The organism is Nonomuraea sp. NPDC050022 (genome assembly GCF_044460705.1).
Lineage (GTDB): Bacteria > Actinomycetota > Actinomycetes > Streptosporangiales > Streptosporangiaceae > Nonomuraea.
Genome location: NZ_JBITKE010000004.1, coordinates 465227 through 479524 on the forward strand (window position 1 = coordinate 465227; position 14298 = coordinate 479524).

A 14298-nucleotide genomic window follows, 5' to 3' on the forward strand; every position below is an offset into this window, starting at 1 on the left:
ACCGACCCCGAAGGTAAGCACTGGCCGCCGCTCTGGAAGGAACGACATGATTCGAGCCATCACCCGCGGCCACAGCCTGCCGACGGTGTTGATCGCGGGCGCGTACACGGCGGCTGTGCTCACGCTGACATGGCTGACCACAGGCGGTTACCTCGGTGACAGACTCTACGGAAGCCTGTTCATGGCCATGATCGCCTTTCCTCTCTCCCTCGTCGCGAGCCCTCTGAGCGAGGCGCTGAAGGGCGCAGTTCTTGGCCCGAACGATAGTCCTGCTTATTGGGAATACAGCGATGACCTGGAATACGCCTTGATGAGTTGGCCGGGAATCGTCACCGCTGTGGTCCTCGTTCTCTTGCTGACGCGGCGGAGTACCCGTCTGGTGGGGCTGGGCGCAGGCTGGGTGCTGAATGCTGCAGTGATCTTGGCGGGAGTGTCGACTGCCTACGATCAGTGGGCGCCCCGCCGACCTTACGGCTGGCCCTTTCTCGTGTTCGGGCTGATCATGGCCATTGGACTGATCACCGCACATCTGTCCGCGCCGAGAGAGGCTGTTGCCGAAAAGGTATAAGGTCCTCCGGTCATAATGAGACGGAGGCAATCGCCGGATACCGCGGCTGACCGCCCTTAATGGCAGGCCATAGACATCCTCGACTATCGGGGACCTTCTGATCTCATCCATAAGGTTCGCAAGGCCGAGCAGCCCGACCCGAACGGTTCCCGCTGGCCGCTCCTGGGCTCCACTTGCACCAGCTGCGTGCAGCGTGCCCGCTCCCAGCGTGCCGAACACAGTGCGGCGCCACCGACGGCTAGCGAGGCCGGCTCGTCGGCGCGTATCGCACCAGCCTGTTTCGCGTCACACAGCAACTGCGGGACCATGAACCGGGTATCTCACTGAAACCTCAGGCAATGGCGGCGATGTCACCGTCGTCGAAGTAGATCGACTGATGGAGCCGGTCGCCGAGCGCAGTGGCGTAGCGGGCGAGAACATCCTGCCCAGAGATCTTTCCTTGCTCGATCTGCGAGACGCGTCCTTTGGTAACCCCCATGCGCTGCGCGATGTCTTGTTGGGTCAGCCCGCGGCCGCGACGGATCTCAGCGAGCCGGTGTCCTTGCACCTTGGCGAGGAGTTCCTGCTTGCCAGCCTCCACGGTTTCCTCACCGCCGGCACGTTCGACGTGCTCGGCACGAATGTCCTTCCAACGCACATATCCCGTCATGATCTGCCCTCCTCCGCCTGACGTTCCTTCAGATAGGTCTCATAGCGTTGCTCAGCGAGCGGGATGGCCTGCCTGTACCAGGCGCTGGCCCGTGGTGTCCTGTCGCTCCCATCAGTTACAACTCCTTTAGGCTTGCTATGTATCCAGGCGTGTCACCTTGCAGCACCGGATGGCACAACGCCGTAGACTGCAGATGTGAGCGCTCCTGAGCCTGACCATTCCCATGAGATCTCTCAACGTGACCTGCGCAATCGGTCAGCGGAGATCATGGATGGCCTGGAGCGTGGGGAGCGATACGCCGTTACCCGTAATGGCCATCACATCGGCGATCTGGTCCCTCTCCGCCGCCGACGCCGGGCCGTGTCACGCGCCGAATTCGCCGCTGTGTCGTGTGGCATGCCACGACTGGACGACGCTAAATATCGCGAGGACATGGACCACCACGCCAACGACGATCTCTACGACCCTTACGATCGCGCATACGGCAGACGGGAATTCGCAGAGGACGAGGAATGACCCACGCTCTGGGGCTGCTCGACACCAACATCCTCATCTTGCGCGCCGGCCTCGATCCCGACGAGCTCCCCGATGAGATGATGATCAGTGCCATCACCACCGCGGAGCTCTCGGTCGGCGTCCTGGTGGCGACAGGACCGCAGGAGCTCGCCCAGCGAATGAAGATCCTTCAGACCGCCGAAGCCGAATTCGATCCACTTCCCTTCGACGACACCGCAGCCCGCGAGTACGGCCAGTTGTGGACGGCAGTCATTACCTCAGGGCGCAAACCACGCCCCCGCACCGCAGACCTGATGATCGCCTGTGTGGCGATCGCGAACCGGCTTCCTCTGTACACCTGCAATCCCAGGGATTTCAAAGGACTTGATCATCTGCTTACCGTGGTCCCAGTGACCCGTCCGCAGTGGGCCAGGGCATGAATAGAAAGCGCTCGCGATGCGGCAGTTAACAGCTTGACCTGTGGCCGTCACTACATGCAGCCACAGAGCCTTTCGTGTGAGGTGATGTTGCTGTACACGTCACTCTGTCCAGCAATCTGACCCGTCCTGATTTGCGATGTTCGTCCTCTCCTTCGATCAGCTCGGTAGCTTGCTGGAGTGAATCTTGTGCAGCGTGCCGTTGGCGCGGTCGTCGGCTCGGCTGTGGGCGACGCGCTGGGTGCTCCATTCGAGTTCGGCCCGGCGGGAGCGTTCTCCTCCCGCTTCCCGCTACCGGATGCCGGCGGCGAGATGAGTGGAGGCGGCGGCTGGGACGCTGGCGAGGCCACCGACGATACGCAGATGGCCGTTCACGTAGCTGAGTCGCTGTTGGAGCATGGCGGCCTGGACCTGCCGGATATCTTCGCCCGCTTCCAGCGGTGGGCGTCCGATGATCCCAAGGACATCGGACTACAGACCGAAGACGTACTGACCCGCGGACTGCCCTGGGACCAGGCCGCCACCGCCCACTACCGAAGCAGCCACCGAGCCGCGGGTAACGGCGCGCTGATGCGGGCCACCCCATCGGCGGTGTACTTCGCCCGCGACGGACAGCAGGCCACCATGGACGCCACCCGGCCATCGCCGCCCTCACCCACGGCGACCCGGCGGCATGGGAAGGCACCGCGATCTATCACGACTTGATACGTGTCGCCCTGGACGGTGCGAACCCCTTGAACCAACTCTCCCAGACCCTCACCGCTGCCCACCCCGACCATCGTCAACGCTATGCCACCGTCCTCGCCCCCAGCTGGCATCCCGACCAGGCCACCGAATTCAACGGCGCCGTCTGGCCATGCCTCGGCTCAGCCGTCTGGGCGCTGCGCACCACCCGCAGCTATGAGGATGCCCTCCGGGCCGCGATCGACCTGGGCGGCGACACCGACACCGTTGCCGCAGTCACCGGCGGCCTGGCCGGCGCCATATACGGACCGGCAGCAATTCCAACCACCTGGACCGAGCCCTTACACGTCCCGCTATCCGGCAGCGGCGGCCGGACCCTGCGCCTGCCCCACCTGCTCGACCTCGCTCGTGACCTCGCAGAGCGTCCGGCTTCAGACTAACGGCGGCTTGGCCTGGGACGACTGCGGCGGGAAGATCCGGTCCACTTCAGCCACCTACGACCTCGCCAGCGCTTGGTGAGGATCCCGAAGCCGGAGTCTCCCGCCGGAGCTGATCCTTTCTCCGTCCTGTCGGAGCGGTCTGCCAGGCTGTGGCCATGCCGCATGAGGGAGTCACAGAGTTTCTCCAGGTCACCAGCCCGTACGAGATGCCGCCCGAACTGCGGCGGGAGCTGGTCGAGTGCTGGGTCACGGTGACCAACGCCGGGGGCGCGGCCGGTTTCCCGTTTCCACCTGTCACCTTCAATCAGGTGGCGGAAGTGGCTGATCAGCTCATCGCCGGCCTCGACTCAGACCGCAGCCGCTTCCTCTTGGCTCTCGTCGACGGGATGCTCGCTGGCTGGCTGAACGTGCGCAGAGACACCAACCCATTGATCGCCCACTGGGGGACAGTCCATCACGTCCAAACCCACACCGACTTCCGCGGCAGGGGGATCGGAGCAGCACTGATGCACCGCGTGCGCCATCTGGCCCGCGAAGAAATGGGACTCGAACAGCTCCACCTCGCCGCCCGTGGTGGAGTTGGGCTCGAAGACTTCTATGGGCGGCAAGGCTGGAAAGAGGTCGGCCGTTGGCCTGGCGCGCTGCGGCTCGCGCGCGGCGATGATCGCGACGAAATCCTGATGGTGCTCGATCTCTGACTGTTCCGACCTGAACGGCATCCGCTGGCCGCGCGGCGAGACCGTCGACAACGCGACGGCCCTCTACTGCCGGTTCCGAGGAAGCTTGCTCAGAGCGTAGAAGTTGCGGTGCAGCGCTCTCGTCCCTGCTGAGACCTGGCCGGTTAGGGGTGCGCAGGCGAAGCCTGCGCTCCGGAAGGGTGTCCGAGCGGAGCGAGAGCCTGCAGGGGTCGGGGCTCCGGCCCGACTGAAGGCACGCCTGAGCCCCTAAAGCGCGAAGCGCCTCCTTGTGAAGACCTTGTGTGCCGAAGGCGCGCCCCAGGAAGAACAGCCCGAGCGATAGCGAGGACCGCTCGGGGCGGGCTTCCACGATCAACCACCCAGATGGGCAACGGGTGGGCGGCACCCGGCCCACCTACCCAAAGAAATGGTGGAGCCTAGGAGATTCGAACTCCTGACTTCCTGTTTGCAAACGGGAGCCAGCCACGATGCAGAGGGCCCCTCACCATGATCACGGGGCGTATGCGGTCTGGTGGCGTGTGATCGTGCGAGGTGGTGTTGCTGTAGGCCGACGCTGTACACGCCCCCACGCAGTGTCCCGCCCCACCATCCGACGGCCTTCTGTGGGTTTCTCTACCGCGCGGGGAGAAGTCAGTGAAGATCCGAACTGGTTGAGGGCTCGGTGTGCTCATCGTCGGAGGAATCGGCAAAGGCGCGTGATTCCTCATGCTCCAGGCGCCTGAAGAGATCCGGATAGGCATGCTGAAGCAGATCTCGCACTTGCCGTTCCAAATCGGGAACGTTCACCGTGGCAGCGCTGTGCACGATCTTCCAGTCGACGCTGAAGTATCGGTGGACCACGTTATTGCGCAGCCCTCTGATGAGCTTCCACGGGATCTCGGGGGTGGAAGCTCGAGTCTCGTCCGAGATCCCTCCGACAGCCTCACCGATAATGGAAAGCTGCCATATAACCGCGTCGCGGCGCATCGAGTCAGCAGCCCACACCTCAGCTGAGACGCCTTCGAGGTATGAGGCGATCTTCCTGGCAGCTTCCACGATGTCCACCAGATACAGGCCCTCACGCTGCATACAGCACCCGGGCGTCGGTAAGAATCTGGTCGCGGATGACCCAGTGGAGACCTTCCTTGGAGACCACATCGACCTTACGGCCCAGCAGATCTTCCAGTTCCTCCTGGAACGCGAAGAACTCAAGCCCGATGTTGCTGTCAGGCTTCAGAACATAGAGGAGGTCGATGTCACTGCCGTCTCCGTCCTCGCCACGAGCAACCGAGCCAAAAACAGCCAACTCGGCAATCCCGTACCTCTCGCACAGCTTGACCAACTGCGCGTAGACGGTCGTGAAGTCAACACTCATGGCACCTCCTGGTTCCCAGGATGCCACCTCAACTGCGATGCCGCACGATTCGGCCCCATCTTCCCCCACACCAGTCGGGCGTCACCACTGCACAGCTGGGTCGTGACCGATCGCTTCGGGTGCGGTACGACGGGGGCGCCCAGCGAAGGGTGGAAGCCACGCTAGGCATCGGGCCGTCACTGCTTCCGCCTGCGAAATGCCCCTTCTCGGCTGGGGGAGCGGCGTGGCCGTGGGAAGTCGCAGGGCCAGCAGGAACTTTCCAGCGAACCCCAGATTAACGGCCACGTAGAAGGCGCAGGCGAAGCCTGCACTCAAGAAGACAAAGCGTCTGAGCGGAGCGAAGTCCTCCAGGGGTCGGGGCTTCGGCCCGACTGGAAGGAGCGCCTGAGCCCCCTGCGCGAAGCGCCCCATTGCGAAGACCGTCGCTTCCATGCGAGGCGTGCACCCGCCCGCCTGATCATCCCATCTGCCATCGACCCATCCGCATAGGGAGCGAGCGAGGGCTACAGGTCCAGGCGGAGCGCCCCACCGAACGGACGACAAGTCATGACTCCCGGGCGCCGATCGTCCGGCGGCACGGTGGTGACGCCTGAGCCGAAGACCGGACTCGACATCCAGCAGAGGTCTATCCTGACGATTACGCGCTCCGGAATCCGCCGCCAGCGACACGAGGACGCCAGCCGCCCGACACAGGGCTTTTGACCTGCGGTTCCAAGGTGGATAAGGGTTCAGTTGTATCGGTAGCGTGGAGGTGTAACAGCTTAGAGGTCAACGATGTCCACCCGGCATCAAGACAGCGAGTCGCTGATTCCTCAGCCGCCACTGGCCACTGCCCCCCTCAGGGCAGCAGTTGCCCAGATCGCTCCGGCCTACCTCAGCCAGTTTGTCGACCACCTCGACCAGGCGACAGAGCAGGCGGCACGACAGAGCACGGTGGCACCTCTGCAGAACGTCTTGCAGCAATGGGGTGAGTTCGTGGCGATTCAGCGCCATCCCCCCGTCCCCTACGGGCACTGTCGCGAGGCCTTCCTCGACGAGCCACGAGGACATGCCATGAGCGATATTCTCCGTGCATGGGACGTGATGAACGTGGTGTGACTCCTCAGAATGAGGACTTCTCGGCCTGGTACAACGAGCTGGTTGCCAAGGCGCAGCTCGTTGACAGGGGACCCGCCAAGGGCACCATGGTCATCCGACCGTACGGTTATCGCCTGTGGGAGCTCATCCAGGGGGAACTTGATCGCCGGATCAAGGACACCGGTCATGAGAATGCTTACTTCCCTCTGCTGATCCCGGAGAGCTACCTCCGGCGAGAGGCCGATCACGTCGAGGGATTCTCCCCTGAGCTCGCCGTTGTCACTCACGCTGGCGGTAAGGAGCTTGAAGAGCCGCTGGTCGTTCGGCCCACGTCAGAGACGATCATCGGCGAGATGATGGCCAAGTGGGTCTCATCCCATCGAGACCTTCCGCTCCTGCTGAATCAGTGGGCCAACGTCGTGCGCTGGGAATTGCGGCCCCGCATGTTCCTGCGCACGACGGAATTCCTCTGGCAAGAGGGTCACACAGCACACGCCGACGAGGCGGACGCCATGCGCGAGACGATGCTGGCGCTCGATCTCTACACAGAGGTTGCGCGGGACATCGCGGCGATCCCCGTAGTACCTGGTGAGAAGACAGCCGGGGAGCGGTTCGCCGGCGCCGTCCGCACCTTCACCATCGAGGGCATGATGAGGGACGGAAAGGCGCTCCAAGCTGGAACCTCCCACTACATGGGCACGAATTTCGCCAAAGCCTTCGACATTCAGTACACCTCCGAAGCTGGTCGTCTCGAACTGTGTCACACCACCTCATGGGGCATGTCAACGAGAATGATCGGCGGGGTCATCATGACCCACGGCGATGACAAGGGCCTGGTCCTCCCACCCAGACTTGCCCCCTATCAAGTGGTAATCGTGCCGATTGGACGTGGCGATCAGGGCGCGCAGACCTCGGCCGCGGCGCTGGAGCTTGCAGGGCGGCTTAAGGCGGCCGGTATACGCACCCATGTCGATGATCGCGCACAGCTTTCGCCTGGCTTCCGGTTCAATGAGTGGGAGCTGCGCGGCGTTCCCATCCGGCTGGAACTCGGTCCGCGTGATCTTGAGTCTGGCACTGTGGTGATGGCCAAGAGGCTTGGCGACGAGGGCAAACAGAGCATCTCGCTGTCTTCTGCGCCGGAGCTCATTCCTGGCGTACTGGAAGATTTCCAAGCCTTCCTTCTTCAGCGGGCTACCGAATACCGCGACAGTCACACCATGAGGGTGGACACCTGGGACTCCTTCACGGAGGCCGTAGCGTCGGGATGGGCGTTGGTGTTGCACTGCGGCAGTCCCGCGTGTGAGGACGACATCAAGGCCAAGGTCGCAGCAACTCCGCGCTGCATTCCGCTCGACGGTGCTTCAGAGACCGGATGGTGCGTGCATTGCGGTGAAGCATCTGCGTATGGCAAGCGTGTCATCTTTGGGCGGGCTTACTGATCACGGCTACCACGATGCTCCGTGAGCCGGGGCTGAGGAACGAAGTCCCGGATCGGCGATCGCCCCCGACCCCGTACGCTGGCTGGCCACTGCCAGGCGATCGTAGTGCTGCATTTGGGCGGCGGCGCGTCCATGGTCGGCGGGTGAGGCATGGTGCGGCGAGCGCTGTGTACGGCGGGCGGCCCTGAGTCCCGCCGCCGTTCGGGACCGGCGCCCACGCCCGGACGGCGGGCGGGCCGCGGGCCGTGCGGTGGCGCGGAGGGCCGCCGCCTTGATCTTCGCGGGTCCCGATGACGGCCCGATCCGCAACACCAACTTCAACCGTCGCGTCTGAGCAAAGGCGCTCCAGAACGCGGGCGTGCCGAAGATCCACTTTCACGACCTGCGGCATACGGGCAACACGCTGGCGACCAACGCGGGCGTGTCCATCCGAGACCTGATGACCCGCATGGGCCACTCCAGCACCCGCGCCGCGATCATCTACCAGCACTCCACCGATGAGCGCCAACGAGAGGTGGCCAAGAAGCTCAACGACCTTGCACGCGGCGCACTCGACAAGCCAACGGGCACGCAATGGGCACGGGACCAGAAATAGCCCTCAGAAAGATCAGAAGCCCAGGCCGCCGACCTGGGCTTTTGTAAGAAGCGAAAGATCGGCTAGGAGTGTCAAGCGTCAAGTGAGACCAGACAAGGGCTGGCTGCATGGTGATCTTTCTTAGGCCGCCTTGATCGCCTCTCTTGATGTGTGCTCCATCCCCGTAGAGGATGCGGTTGGGGTGAGCGTCTAAGGCGACACGGGGAGCGCATCATCAACGTAGTTGAGATCTTGGTGTCATTCGCTTGGGTTGTGCCTGCCGCGATAATGGTCTGGCTCGTGGGGTCCGGTCGAATGATCAGCGAAAAGGGCCGCTTGAGACGACCTGATCCGGATCGGATCGCTGATGTGGCTGTTCCCATCGACGTGCAGCATGTTGTTCGCACGCTGATCGTGTCGGGGCAACGTATTGCCGCCATCAAAGAGATCCGCCGAGCGACTGGGCTCCCTCTCGAGCCTGCCATGGATGTGGTCGAGGCGCTTCGTCGTGGAATTGAGTTGCCCCCAGCGGCTGACCACAGTGATTGACCACATCAGCGTCCGACAACCGCTGACGCAGTGAAGATGGCCGCTAAGTACTCAAGATGAAAGGGCTCAACGTATGTCCGCCTTCTGAGGCATCACTTTCCGCGTCAGTGCTACGCCGACAAGCACGATGGCCATCCCAGCTATGACCGGGATGGTGAGAGGTTCGTGCAGGACGGCTGCTCCCAGGATGACGACCACGACCGGGGAGCAGGTACGTGACGACGGATGCCGTTGTGCCTTCGTCGGCGATCAGGCGGTAATTGAGGACGTAGGCGATGCCAGTGCCAAGGATTCCCAGGACGATGATTGCGGTGGAAGCCGCCCATAAAAGGCGCAGTGAGCACGAGCGCCGCGATCATCTACCAGCACTCCACTGACGAACGTCAGCGTGAGGTGGCCCAGAAGCTCGACGACCTCGCACGCGGGGCGCGTGACAAGCCATCGGGCACGCAACGGGCACGGGACCCTGAATAGCCCTTAGAAAGATCGAAAGCCCATGCCGTTGACCTGGGCTTTCGTATGAGTGGAGCCTAGGAGATTCGAACTCCTGACTTCCTGCTTGCAAAACGGTCTGATCTCCAGGCCGAACGGCCTCGACCTGCGCGGAGGACGCTCCGCAAGTGGCCGTGATTGGCCGCTGCTGACCGCCCTTAATGGCACGCTAATGGCACGGCGATCACGGCCGCTAGCTGCCCGGCTCACTCCTCCAGCACCGGCACGTGAGCAGGTGTGCGATCATCCACCTCATGGCCACCCCTTCTGCTCGCCGCACCCGTATATATGGCGCAATCGGCTTCGCTGGACTTAGCCTGGTCTCGCTCGTCGGCTATGTGTTCGTCGCCTGGGGCCTTCGCTCCTGGCTAACCCCCACGCTGATCACCGGTGGAAGCATCGCAGCAGTCTCCGTCCCTGCTGTTGGTATGGCGTTGGGGCGAGCGCTCACGACGGGGCGCCCACGTGACGAACGAATCTTTGCCCTTGCGACCGGCGGGGCGCTTGGCATGGTGGGCCTGTTCGTCGGAGAAGTCGCATACATCACGCTTTCGATGTTTGCGAATCTGTAGCACCGTGGATAGTGAACGGAAGAACGACGATCGCGGCGGCATCGCCGGGGCATGGGCCCTTCAAGCCAATGGCGCGCAAGCCCTCGCATGAACAACCCAATTGCGAATCGTTTCGGGGCAGAGCTGGCTCCGAGCTCCGACATCTTGCTTGCAAAGACGCACGCCGATCATGCTGCATCAGGACAAACACAGCTCAGCGCACTGATCGCATTCCCCGCGACTCCCCGCCGTTCCCCCTTGCTTCCCGCCCCATCGGGACGCTACGGGCACGGCCGCCAGGCACATCACAAGGAGCACCAGCAGTAGAGCAGCTGATCGTTCTCTCTCGCGCGACGTGCCAGACCAACAAGATCCTTCGTGAGCGACAGCATGTACCCGTCGTCATCGTCGGTGAAGCGGGAGAACTCCTCTATGGCTGCCCACTGCTCCGCCAGCATCGGCAGGCGGGCGTCGTCCACTCCGGCGAGCATGTCACGAGCCTCCGCCGGCAGTTCCATGATGCCGGGCCCTTCCAGGTACGGGGAGTCTTCGGTTAGGGCATCCCACTCCTCGTCGCTTCGTGGTGCACCCTCCGGAGGTGGATACAGCCCCACCGTCTCGACCAGCCCCAGGGAATAGTCGACTTGGCCGGCGAACGCGACGAGTTGCCCCAGGACCACTTCGGGGTCGATCCACTTGGTCACCACCACATCGAACTCCGGAACTCCACGCGAGGCATCGGCGATCTCGCGGGAATGCTCAGGTTGGACAGTCGCCGCAGCACGGTCCGCGGCGCGGTAGTACTCATAGAAGACACCCACGTAAGCGCTCCTGCCCGGGGTACATGGCGACATGGCCGCCTTTGACAGGTGGACACGCTAGGGCATGCGACTGACATTACGCGTGGGGAGCCTCGCTTGAGGCGAATGCACCTTCCGTGACCGGTGGCGGACATCGGTTGAGCCTTCTTGGGCGGGCCGCGTCTCAACTCGCAGGCAGGGTGAGAGCGGAAGGCTGTAAAACCGTCGGCTCAGCCTACGCAAGTTCGAACCTTGCACCTGCCACACCAGCGGGAAGCGGCCCTTCACCAGCGGAAACGCAGTGAGGGGCCTCTCGTGTTGATTGCCCGTGTGTTCTCGTGATTCCCCCTGGTTTCCCGTGGCATCTGGCACGGATCTGGCACGACGATCACGCGCCGGTTCTCCTGTGATTGCCCCTTCCAAGTCATGCAGGCGCCCGCCAACCCTTGAACGGCTACCGTGTTCACGTGATCGTCGAGCAGCAGGTCTACTTCATGATCAAGTCCGATGAACTGGATCCCGGGCAGATCACCCAATACGTGGGCGTCGAGCCGACTCGATATGAGGCGAAGGAGTCACGACGCGGCAGGAAGAGTGGGCGCCTGATACCGCCACGACACGAATGGATGCTCGACTCCGGCCTTGCGGACACCACCTCACTCAGTGAGCAGGTGGGAGCCGTGATGAATCAGTTGGCCGGCGCCTGGGATCGAATCGGAGAACTGACTGCTAGTGGCGCAGCGGCCACGTTGGTCATGCTTCGGTCGTTCGAGCCGGGAGAGCACTCCAGCCCGCGAGGGCTCGTTCTTGACGAAGAAGCCATCAGCTTTCTTCACAGAGCTGGAGCCGATCTATGGATCGACGAGTACGACCTATCGTAGGGCTGGTGATGAGGACGCTCGCACGGTAACGGGCGGGCCTCGGAGTGCACGAACTGAGCGGGTGAACCTCATCGCCGTCCACCGTCTATAAGGTGATCAGCCACGTTGTCCGGTGGGCCGGGGCTGAGGAACGAAGCCCTGGACCTTCGATCGCCCCCAGCCACGTACAGCGGCCGGCCACACTATGGCGATCGTGAGGGCTGCATCTGTGCGGCGGCGCGGCAACCCCGGTCGGAGCGTTCGGTCCGTACGGCGGGACTGGCGTGCGGTGCCCGGCCCGGTGTCCCGCCGCCGTCCGGGACCGGCCCCCAGGCCGCACGCCCGGACGGCGGGCGGGCGGAGGGCCGGGGGTACGGCGGCGCGCCGCGCCGCCGCTTGATACCTATGAGATCAATTCGGCAATGCTTCCAGCGCGAGAGCCCATGGATAGCTGTCGATGCGTTCCCCGCCAGAGCTGGGCGGGTGTGGCTCGAACTGGCCTGGTCCGAGTAGAACGCGCACACCTTCCGCTCGAAGCTGGGCGATGCTGCTCCGGAAAGGGATACGAGAGGCCAGGGCGCTGTTGACGAACGGCAAGATGACGACCGGGATGCCGAGTCCGGGGGCTTCGGAGAGCAGGCCGAGTGCGTAGGTGTCGGCGATGCCCTGCGCGAATTTGTTGATCGTGTTGTAGGTCGCTGGGGCGATGATGATCGCGTCGGCTCGGGGTGATTTGGGTTCGTCGGGTTTGCGGTACTGGCTGCGGACGGGGCGGCCGGTCTGTTTCTCCAGCTCGGGGATGTCGATGAAGTCGAGGGCCGGCGGGGTGGCGATGATCTGAACTGTCCAGCCTTGGTCCTGGGCCAGCGTGACGAGGCGACCAACGTCGGGGGCGGGTCCTGCGGCGCAGACGATGATGTAAAGGACCTTGCCGGGTTGGGTCACGCGCTGACTCCCAGGGATGCCGCATACTCGCGGGCTTCACGGCGGACGCTGATCGGGGCGGTTGCCAGGATGTCACGGACCAGCCGGAGAGCCGCGGGGCGGCCGGTGATTTCCTCGGGGGCCAGTTCGCCCGCGACGCGCAGAATGTGCAGGGCCTTGTCGTGCTGGTTCCACATCAGGAACGCGCGGGAGGTGTCGACCAGGACAGTGGCCTTGCGTTCGTTGATCGGCAGCTTGTCCAGCTCGACCTGGCGGGCGTAGTCGATGGCGGTGCCCGCGTCTCCCAGCCGGAGGGCGACGTGTACCCGGTGGCACAGGACGTTGTTCGGGCCGAATGCGGTCCACATGTGGTTGCCGTCGTGACCGAGTCGCGTGCCTGCGTCGGCGGCCTCGTCTAGGAGCTCGACGGTGTTGTGCCGGTTGCCGGTGTGGGCTGCGGCGACGGCTCCGCGTAGCAGCAGAGAGCCGTAGATCGACAGGTCGTCGGCGGAAGGGGCGACGAGGTCGGCGTCCATGCGTTGAGCTGCGCTGCGGGCGGCGTCAGTGGCGGCGCGGTGGTGTCCGCCGTCCATCAGGGCGTGGGTGATGATGCGGGAGCTAGAGCCGATCATGAGGGGGCTCTGGCTGGCGTGCGCGGCTTGGACGCTGCGGTCTGCGGCGAGCCAGGCAAGTCCCTTGTCCTCCTGCTTGAGCAGGATGGATGCGGTCACGTGGTACGCCTCGGCGCACAGCCTGTGGGCGCGTAGCCGCTCGTCGCCGTGCAGCAGGGTGCCTGCGGCGCGAAGTTTGCTGAGCAGGGTCGGCAGTTTGGCGGTCACCTGGGCGTATCGGCATGCCTGGTAGTTGCGCTTGGCGGTGCTCACCGCATTGGCAAGCGCGTCGAGGTCGATCAGGCTGTCTGCGGGAGTGGAGTAATCGACAAGAGCGGCGGCGAGGCTCTCAATGTCGGGGCCGATGTCCTGGGTGGGGGCTGGTTTCCCGACTACTGCGCCAAACAGGGCCGCCCCCGTGAGGCCGACGAATTCGCGGCGTCGCACGTCGTTCGCGTCCTCTCCTCTTTCGACGAGATTCACAGCACGTGGTGCATTTGCAAGGGTATCAACCGCTTTGCTGGAATTCGTGTGCGTGCGGGCGCGCTTGGTGCGGACGAAACCCAGATCTTCCGGGTCCAGATGGGTGAGCTCGCTCAAGGCCAGTCGGTAGGGCTCGTGTGGCCATGTGACCTCGCCTGCCTCCCAGCGGCGTATGCGTTCCTCGTCGCAGGCGAGGTTGTGCTTGATCCCGCTTTTGGTGAGGTTGACCATTTTAGCCATTTCGGCACGGGTCAAATCGGCCTGCTGCCGCCAGTTCCGAAGTAGCACATTGGGTGTTGCCTCGGGCATACCTGGCCTGCTTTCCGATGGTGGATCGAAAAGGGGTTAAGAGGGGGGCCTCTTAGCGGGTCCCCTCATTCTGCTTTGCCGGTGGACTTGCCATCAATCAACCACGGTACGTCAAGCGGACTTCCGCCACAGGGAGTACCGAACGACTCGCAAGGAGATGGCGACGGTGACCCGGCCAGACGAGAACAGCGAGGCAAGGCTCTGCCCTGCGTGTCGAGGGCGCGGTTACAAGCTGAGGGGCTCGCGTCGCGCCCTCCTGATCGGCAACGACAGGGAGGGGCCCGAACGGATTGGGGAGCGGGAG

The 14298-nt window shown here is 63.8% G+C and carries 17 protein-coding genes and 1 pseudogene; 12 read left to right on the top strand and 6 right to left on the bottom strand.

All coding sequences use genetic code 11. From position 1 onward, the window contains the following. Positions 1–46: 46 nt before the first annotated feature. Positions 47–568 (top strand): hypothetical protein, encoded by a 522-nt coding sequence (locus ACIBO2_RS18760; RefSeq protein ID WP_358534214.1) that lies wholly within the window; start codon positions 47–49, stop codon positions 566–568. Positions 569–899: 331 nt separating this feature from the next. On the opposite strand, the gene ACIBO2_RS18765 is transcribed toward ACIBO2_RS18760, so the two are convergent. Beyond that, on the bottom strand, positions 900–1217 hold the full coding sequence (locus ACIBO2_RS18765) for a helix-turn-helix transcriptional regulator (RefSeq protein ID WP_358534217.1): 318 nt from the start codon (positions 1215–1217) through the stop codon (positions 900–902). A 195-nt stretch (positions 1218–1412) separates the two neighbouring features. Between ACIBO2_RS18765 and ACIBO2_RS18770 the strand changes: the two genes are divergently transcribed. The 5 genes from ACIBO2_RS18770 (at position 1413) to ACIBO2_RS18790 (ending at position 3971) form a co-directional block, all read left to right on the top strand. Continuing rightward, positions 1413–1733: a prevent-host-death protein gene (locus ACIBO2_RS18770; protein ID WP_358534220.1), complete on the top strand. Its 321-nt coding sequence runs from the start codon at positions 1413–1415 to the stop codon at positions 1731–1733. Then, positions 1730–2152: a type II toxin-antitoxin system VapC family toxin gene (locus ACIBO2_RS18775; protein ID WP_397298089.1), complete on the top strand. Its 423-nt coding sequence runs from the start codon at positions 1730–1732 to the stop codon at positions 2150–2152. The genes ACIBO2_RS18770 and ACIBO2_RS18775 overlap by 4 nt, the downstream gene beginning before the upstream one ends. 177 nt (positions 2153–2329) lie before the next feature. Then, complete coding sequence (locus tag ACIBO2_RS18780; RefSeq protein WP_397298091.1) at positions 2330–2854, top strand: ADP-ribosylglycohydrolase family protein; 525 nt, start codon at positions 2330–2332, stop codon at positions 2852–2854. Then, positions 2851–3273 (top strand): ADP-ribosylglycohydrolase family protein, encoded by a 423-nt coding sequence (locus ACIBO2_RS18785; RefSeq protein ID WP_397298093.1) that lies wholly within the window; start codon positions 2851–2853, stop codon positions 3271–3273. The genes ACIBO2_RS18780 and ACIBO2_RS18785 overlap by 4 nt, the downstream gene beginning before the upstream one ends. A 155-nt stretch (positions 3274–3428) precedes the next feature. Beyond that, a complete protein-coding gene (locus ACIBO2_RS18790) occupies positions 3429–3971 on the top strand; it encodes a GNAT family N-acetyltransferase (RefSeq protein ID WP_397298095.1) in 543 nt (180 codons plus the stop codon). Positions 3972–4601: 630 nt separating this feature from the next. Here ACIBO2_RS18790 and ACIBO2_RS18795 read toward each other — a convergent pair. Both ACIBO2_RS18795 and ACIBO2_RS18800 read right to left on the bottom strand, forming a co-directional pair. Further along, entirely contained in the window at positions 4602–5039 is a 438-nt protein-coding gene (locus ACIBO2_RS18795) for a DUF86 domain-containing protein (RefSeq protein ID WP_358534231.1), read from the bottom strand. Next, a complete protein-coding gene (locus tag ACIBO2_RS18800) occupies positions 5029–5325 on the bottom strand; it encodes a nucleotidyltransferase family protein (protein WP_358534233.1) in 297 nt (98 codons plus the stop codon). Before ACIBO2_RS18800 ends, ACIBO2_RS18795 begins: the two co-directional genes overlap by 11 nt. Before the next feature lie 774 nt (positions 5326–6099). On the opposite strand from ACIBO2_RS18800, the gene ACIBO2_RS18805 reads away from it, so the two are divergent. From ACIBO2_RS18805 to ACIBO2_RS18825, 5 genes and pseudogenes are all read left to right on the top strand, one after another. After that, positions 6100–6423: a hypothetical protein gene (locus ACIBO2_RS18805; RefSeq protein WP_397298097.1), complete on the top strand. Its 324-nt coding sequence runs from the start codon at positions 6100–6102 to the stop codon at positions 6421–6423. Beyond that, a complete protein-coding gene (gene proS / locus ACIBO2_RS18810; RefSeq protein WP_358534241.1) occupies positions 6399–7841 on the top strand; it encodes a proline--tRNA ligase in 1443 nt (480 codons plus the stop codon). The genes ACIBO2_RS18805 and proS overlap by 25 nt, the downstream gene beginning before the upstream one ends. A 349-nt stretch (positions 7842–8190) precedes the next feature. Further along, positions 8191–8436 (top strand): annotated as a pseudogene (locus ACIBO2_RS18815) (tyrosine-type recombinase/integrase); the annotation flags it as partial. A 294-nt stretch (positions 8437–8730) separates the two neighbouring features. Continuing rightward, the gene (locus ACIBO2_RS18820; protein WP_358534245.1) at positions 8731–8964 is read left to right on the top strand and encodes a hypothetical protein; all 234 of its coding nucleotides are present in this window, start codon (positions 8731–8733) and stop codon (positions 8962–8964) included. Positions 8965–9710: 746 nt separating this feature from the next. Further along, complete coding sequence (locus ACIBO2_RS18825) at positions 9711–10028, top strand: hypothetical protein (protein ID WP_397298100.1); 318 nt, start codon at positions 9711–9713, stop codon at positions 10026–10028. Between the two features lie 284 nt (positions 10029–10312). Here the strand turns inward: ACIBO2_RS18825 and ACIBO2_RS18830 are convergent, their stop codons facing one another. Continuing rightward, positions 10313–10828 (bottom strand): hypothetical protein, encoded by a 516-nt coding sequence (locus ACIBO2_RS18830; protein WP_397298102.1) that lies wholly within the window; start codon positions 10826–10828, stop codon positions 10313–10315. A gap of 446 nt (positions 10829–11274) precedes the next feature. On the opposite strand from ACIBO2_RS18830, the gene ACIBO2_RS18835 reads away from it, so the two are divergent. Continuing rightward, positions 11275–11688, top strand: coding sequence for a DUF4279 domain-containing protein (locus ACIBO2_RS18835; protein ID WP_397298104.1), 414 nt, complete (start codon positions 11275–11277; stop codon positions 11686–11688). A 390-nt stretch (positions 11689–12078) separates the two neighbouring features. On the opposite strand, the gene ACIBO2_RS18840 is transcribed toward ACIBO2_RS18835, so the two are convergent. Then, positions 12079–12612 carry a flavoprotein gene (locus tag ACIBO2_RS18840; protein WP_397298106.1) on the bottom strand — a complete coding sequence of 178 codons (534 nt, stop codon included), beginning with the start codon at positions 12610–12612 and terminating at the stop codon, positions 12079–12081. Then, positions 12609–13994: an XRE family transcriptional regulator gene (locus ACIBO2_RS18845; protein WP_397298108.1), complete on the bottom strand. Its 1386-nt coding sequence runs from the start codon at positions 13992–13994 to the stop codon at positions 12609–12611. The genes ACIBO2_RS18840 and ACIBO2_RS18845 overlap by 4 nt, the downstream gene beginning before the upstream one ends. Between the last annotated feature and the right edge of the window lie 304 nt (positions 13995–14298).

What these genes read in the sequence shown, in the direction of transcription:
- ACIBO2_RS18760 (WP_358534214.1), top strand. Translation starts at nt 47, where the DNA reads ATGATTCGAGCCATCACCCGCGGCCACAGCCTGCCGACGGTGTTGATC.
- ACIBO2_RS18765 (WP_358534217.1), bottom strand. Translation starts at nt 1,217, where the DNA reads ATGACGGGATATGTGCGTTGGAAGGACATTCGTGCCGAGCACGTCGAA.
- ACIBO2_RS18775 (WP_397298089.1), top strand. Translation starts at nt 1,730, where the DNA reads ATGACCCACGCTCTGGGGCTGCTCGACACCAACATCCTCATCTTGCGC.
- ACIBO2_RS18790 (WP_397298095.1), top strand. Translation starts at nt 3,429, where the DNA reads ATGCCGCATGAGGGAGTCACAGAGTTTCTCCAGGTCACCAGCCCGTAC.
- ACIBO2_RS18795 (WP_358534231.1), bottom strand. Translation starts at nt 5,039, where the DNA reads ATGCAGCGTGAGGGCCTGTATCTGGTGGACATCGTGGAAGCTGCCAGG.
- ACIBO2_RS18800 (WP_358534233.1), bottom strand. Translation starts at nt 5,325, where the DNA reads ATGAGTGTTGACTTCACGACCGTCTACGCGCAGTTGGTCAAGCTGTGC.
- ACIBO2_RS18805 (WP_397298097.1), top strand. Translation starts at nt 6,100, where the DNA reads ATGTCCACCCGGCATCAAGACAGCGAGTCGCTGATTCCTCAGCCGCCA.
- proS (WP_358534241.1), top strand. Translation starts at nt 6,399, where the DNA reads ATGGGACGTGATGAACGTGGTGTGACTCCTCAGAATGAGGACTTCTCG.
- ACIBO2_RS18820 (WP_358534245.1), top strand. Translation starts at nt 8,731, where the DNA reads ATGATCAGCGAAAAGGGCCGCTTGAGACGACCTGATCCGGATCGGATC.
- ACIBO2_RS18825 (WP_397298100.1), top strand. Translation starts at nt 9,711, where the DNA reads ATGGCCACCCCTTCTGCTCGCCGCACCCGTATATATGGCGCAATCGGC.
- ACIBO2_RS18845 (WP_397298108.1), bottom strand. Translation starts at nt 13,994, where the DNA reads ATGCCCGAGGCAACACCCAATGTGCTACTTCGGAACTGGCGGCAGCAG.